3 protein-coding genes and 1 pseudogene are annotated in these 3485 nt (G+C 43.9%); 3 read left to right on the top strand and 1 reads right to left on the bottom strand.

Going from position 1 to position 3485, the window contains the following annotated elements; translation table 11 throughout:
- Positions 1–266: 266 nt before the first annotated feature.
- Positions 267–474 (top strand): annotated as a pseudogene (locus F6K20_RS29705) (helix-turn-helix domain-containing protein); the annotation flags it as partial.
- Between the two features lie 76 nt (positions 475–550).
- Here F6K20_RS29705 and F6K20_RS29700 read toward each other — a convergent pair.
- The gene (locus tag F6K20_RS29700; RefSeq protein ID WP_008189274.1) at positions 551–1360 is read right to left on the bottom strand and encodes a PQQ-dependent sugar dehydrogenase family protein; all 810 of its coding nucleotides are present in this window, start codon (positions 1358–1360) and stop codon (positions 551–553) included.
- Between the two features lie 322 nt (positions 1361–1682).
- Here F6K20_RS29700 and F6K20_RS29695 point away from each other — a divergent pair, with 322 nt between their 5' ends.
- Together F6K20_RS29695 and F6K20_RS29690 are read left to right on the top strand one after the other, a co-directional pair.
- Entirely contained in the window at positions 1683–2951 is a 1269-nt protein-coding gene (locus tag F6K20_RS29695) for a GTP cyclohydrolase II (RefSeq protein WP_287297090.1), read from the top strand.
- Between the two features lie 92 nt (positions 2952–3043).
- The coding region (locus F6K20_RS29690) for a DUF1688 family protein (RefSeq protein ID WP_287297088.1) at positions 3044–3485 on the top strand (442 nt) is incomplete at its 3' end.

The following is a 3485-nucleotide window of genomic DNA, read 5'->3' as shown; positions in this document are numbered from 1 at the left end:
TGAGGGATTCTTAAGAGTAGAAAACCCTTAACGGCTGAGCCAAAAAGCCTCTACACCCTCCGTTCAAATCATTGGGCTTACTTTTTCAAGGTTTTTATTGGTTTATCCTTCTAGCAGAGGCTTTTCAGCTTGCCGACCGGCACCTAAAAGGTACATTAATATACGATAATCCTAGCATAGATTATCAAAAAGCGCAACAGATCCAGTCTCCAATTCCCCTCCCGCTAACATGCGCGGGTATAACGGGAGTCCCCTTGGAGTTGAATGATGGACAGGCACCAGCCCAAAAAATCCTTCATGCACAAATCTTTTTGATGTCCGATGAAGGAGAGCTGGCAATCGAGTTCATGGACAGATAACGAAATCCCTCAAGCTCTGAATCGGCATCGCAACACAGTGGGTCGAATCCGCCAGGGATTTCTAGAGAAAGGGGAAGCGCTAGCATTGGAAAGATTTGCGAGAAGAAAGCCCCCGGTCATTGGTGACAAGTTAAGAGAAAAAGCCTTTTGTCAAGAGGGGGGATTGCCTCAGGGTTCAAGTCGTGTGAAACTCAGAACAGACAAGTAATTGAGCCATGGTGAATCCTGATGAGCGGCCACCGAAAAACCCACCGAGACCATGCCAAAAAGACCCAACGTCCGTGAGCTTCGGTATCGCTAACAGGGTAGCCATCACTACCGCCATCAGCTACAGCAATGTAGAGCAAGCCATAATCATCATCCCCTGGTTTAGCATTGGGATTAAAGCCCAATTGTCCAACATTATGATCTGGGTAAGGCTCTTCAATGCGCAAAATCTCACGGGATGTTCCGACAAAAGTATTGCTAGAAGGGTTTGTTGCCTTCCACTCGCGAATTACATCGTGGTGGGCACTTTCGATAATCTTCTTGTTACTGTCAATAATTGGTTTGGTAACGGGGAAGTCAGGAGTACTGCCAGTTTTAACTTCGCTAGTTACAGTATAAAAAATTCCATTCTGAGCAAATTCTGGATGAAAAGCAAAATAAGCGAAGCCCTGTTGAGGAGTTTCATAAGTAAAGTCTGCACAAATTAATTTTTTCAGATTCATATAAACAGTAGCAGTGCCGTCAACAATGACATACAACTTGCCACGCATATCGTTAACAAATAATCGTCCGCTACCATCTCCTGCATGGGTAAGCAGGTTCAAGCGAGCAGCTTTGTTTCTTCCAGTTCCACTATTGGGAATTTGAACAACTTCTTCCAATCCCACAGAGAGTTCTGACTTTTTAATTTGCTCGGGAATGGGATCGGTTATCTGGGCAGAAGAAATCCTGCCAACAGCAAAGATGACCAATAATAGTGATAAAATAAAACATAGAAGGCGATTTTTTTTCATAGATACATAATATTAATGCCCCTAAGTTAAGAGCGCGGACGCTAAAAATATAATAAATCCAAAAATACGAAACCCCTTGTTATAACTAGCTTGTGAGACTAGATTGTGAGCAATTTAGGTTGGAGTCATGGTGGCATAATGTGGTTTTTTGTATGTTACAGATCAAGGCACTGGTTGCATAATTCTTGCCCACTATAGCAATAGTAATAGAAACTACTGATAGTCCTGTTATAAATTGTTACTATAGTAGTTTATCCCTATTAACCAAGTCTTAGATACTAAGACCTAGACACTCGTTGGTGCATTCTACAGATTAACTATAATGGAAGATTCAAAAACTATAACCAAACCCAAGCATATTGTTTTAACCTCCCATCCTAACTCTTCTAGATGCAATTCTCCAGCAATTAACTGGGGAGAAAGTGACCCCCTCAAACGAGGACCTATTGTCGGTACCTTAGTTAACTCAGCTCATCGCAATGTTATTGGTACTCACTCAGGCTCCTATTCAGTGTATCGAGCTTTAGCCGTAGCCAGTGGCACACTCGAGCCCAATCACCGCCCGGATCTCACCAACACTGCTCCCATCGTTCCCATTGGTCCTCATCCCAGTTGGACTGACCCTAATTTGATTGTCTCTCTCGACCCCTTTGGGGCGATGGTAGGTGAGGTTTATAGCGATTTATATCAGCAGGGATATGACATTAGACCCACGATTGCCATCACCAAAGCTCATATTAATATGCCAGAACTACAGGATGCTGTAGATAAAAAGCGTTTAGCAATTGATGGCAAAATTATTAAAAACGATGGTAGTTTAGTAGTCACTAAAGTAGCAATTGACCCGGTTTGGTATCTACCGGGAATTGCCCAGCGATTGGACATTCAGGAAAGTTACCTGCGCCGTGCTCTATTCCAGCAAACCGGTGGCATGTTCCCAGAACTGATCACTCGCCCCGATTTAACGGTATTCTTACCCCCGATTGGTGGTATCACTGTTTATTTAATTGGTGATGTAGCAGCCATTACTGAACCCAATCGACTGCTGGCTGTACGAGTTCATGATGAATGTAATGGTTCTGATGTTTTCGGTTCCGACATCTGCACCTGTCGTCCGTATCTAGTCCATGGTCTAGAAGTCTGTGTCCAAACAGCCCAAGCTGGAGGTGCAGGTGTCATTGTTTATTTCCGTAAAGAAGGTCGCGCCTTAGGTGAAGTAACTAAGTTTCTAGTGTATAATGCCCGGAAACGTCAGCAAGGAGGTGATAGCGCTAATGCCTACTTCAACCGTACAGAGTGTGTCGCTGGGGTTCAAGATATGCGCTTCCAAGAACTAATGCCTGATGTGCTCAATTGGCTGGGAATTAAACGAATTGACCGTTTTGTCTCCATGAGCGATATGAAATATAACGCTATCGTTGAATCCGGTATTGAGATTATTCAGCGCATTCCCATTCCAGAACATTTAATTCCCGCTGATGCCCAAGTAGAAATCGCTGCCAAAAAAGCTGCTGGTTATTACACTGAAAATACAACTGAACAAGATGCGATCGCATTAGCTGAAATTCAAGGGCGCGGTTTAGCCGATTAGTATTTATCGTCAATAGTCACAATAGTCAATAGTCAATAGTCAATAGTGCTTAGTTAACCCCGAATTGCCTATTCCGTAATTTCCTGTTGCCTATGTCACCTGTGGATAATGCACAACAGCAGTTAATCGCTTACTTAAGAACCCCATTGGCAATTCGGGAGAGATGCGATCGCATTTTCACCTTAGCTAGTGCTGACCAGTTGCAGTACTTTCGCTGCAATTTAACCAAGCTAGAGCAAGTAGCTAACTATGTCATCGAGGTAATGCACCAGCACTACCCCGATTTCCAGATTCCATTTCATAGTCGCTGGCGGCATTTTGAGGTAGGAAATGTCCCTCGTCTTCGGGAACTAGACCAGAAATTGGCAGGATTCACTCCACTCCAAAAAGCCCAAACCAAATTCGACTTAGTCATCATTAGCGTCCTGCTCGATGCTGGAGCTGCCAGCAATTGGCAGTATCATGAACCAGAAACCGGACTAGTGTTTCGCCGTTCCGAAGGATTAGCCGTTGCTAGTTTCCGCATGTTCTGTA

Source organism: Moorena sp. SIO2C4 (assembly GCF_010672485.1).
Taxonomy (GTDB): domain Bacteria; phylum Cyanobacteriota; class Cyanobacteriia; order Cyanobacteriales; family Coleofasciculaceae; genus Moorena; species Moorena producens.
The sequence above is the reverse complement of the archived record's forward strand: the minus strand, read 5'-3'. Positions and strand labels throughout refer to the sequence as shown.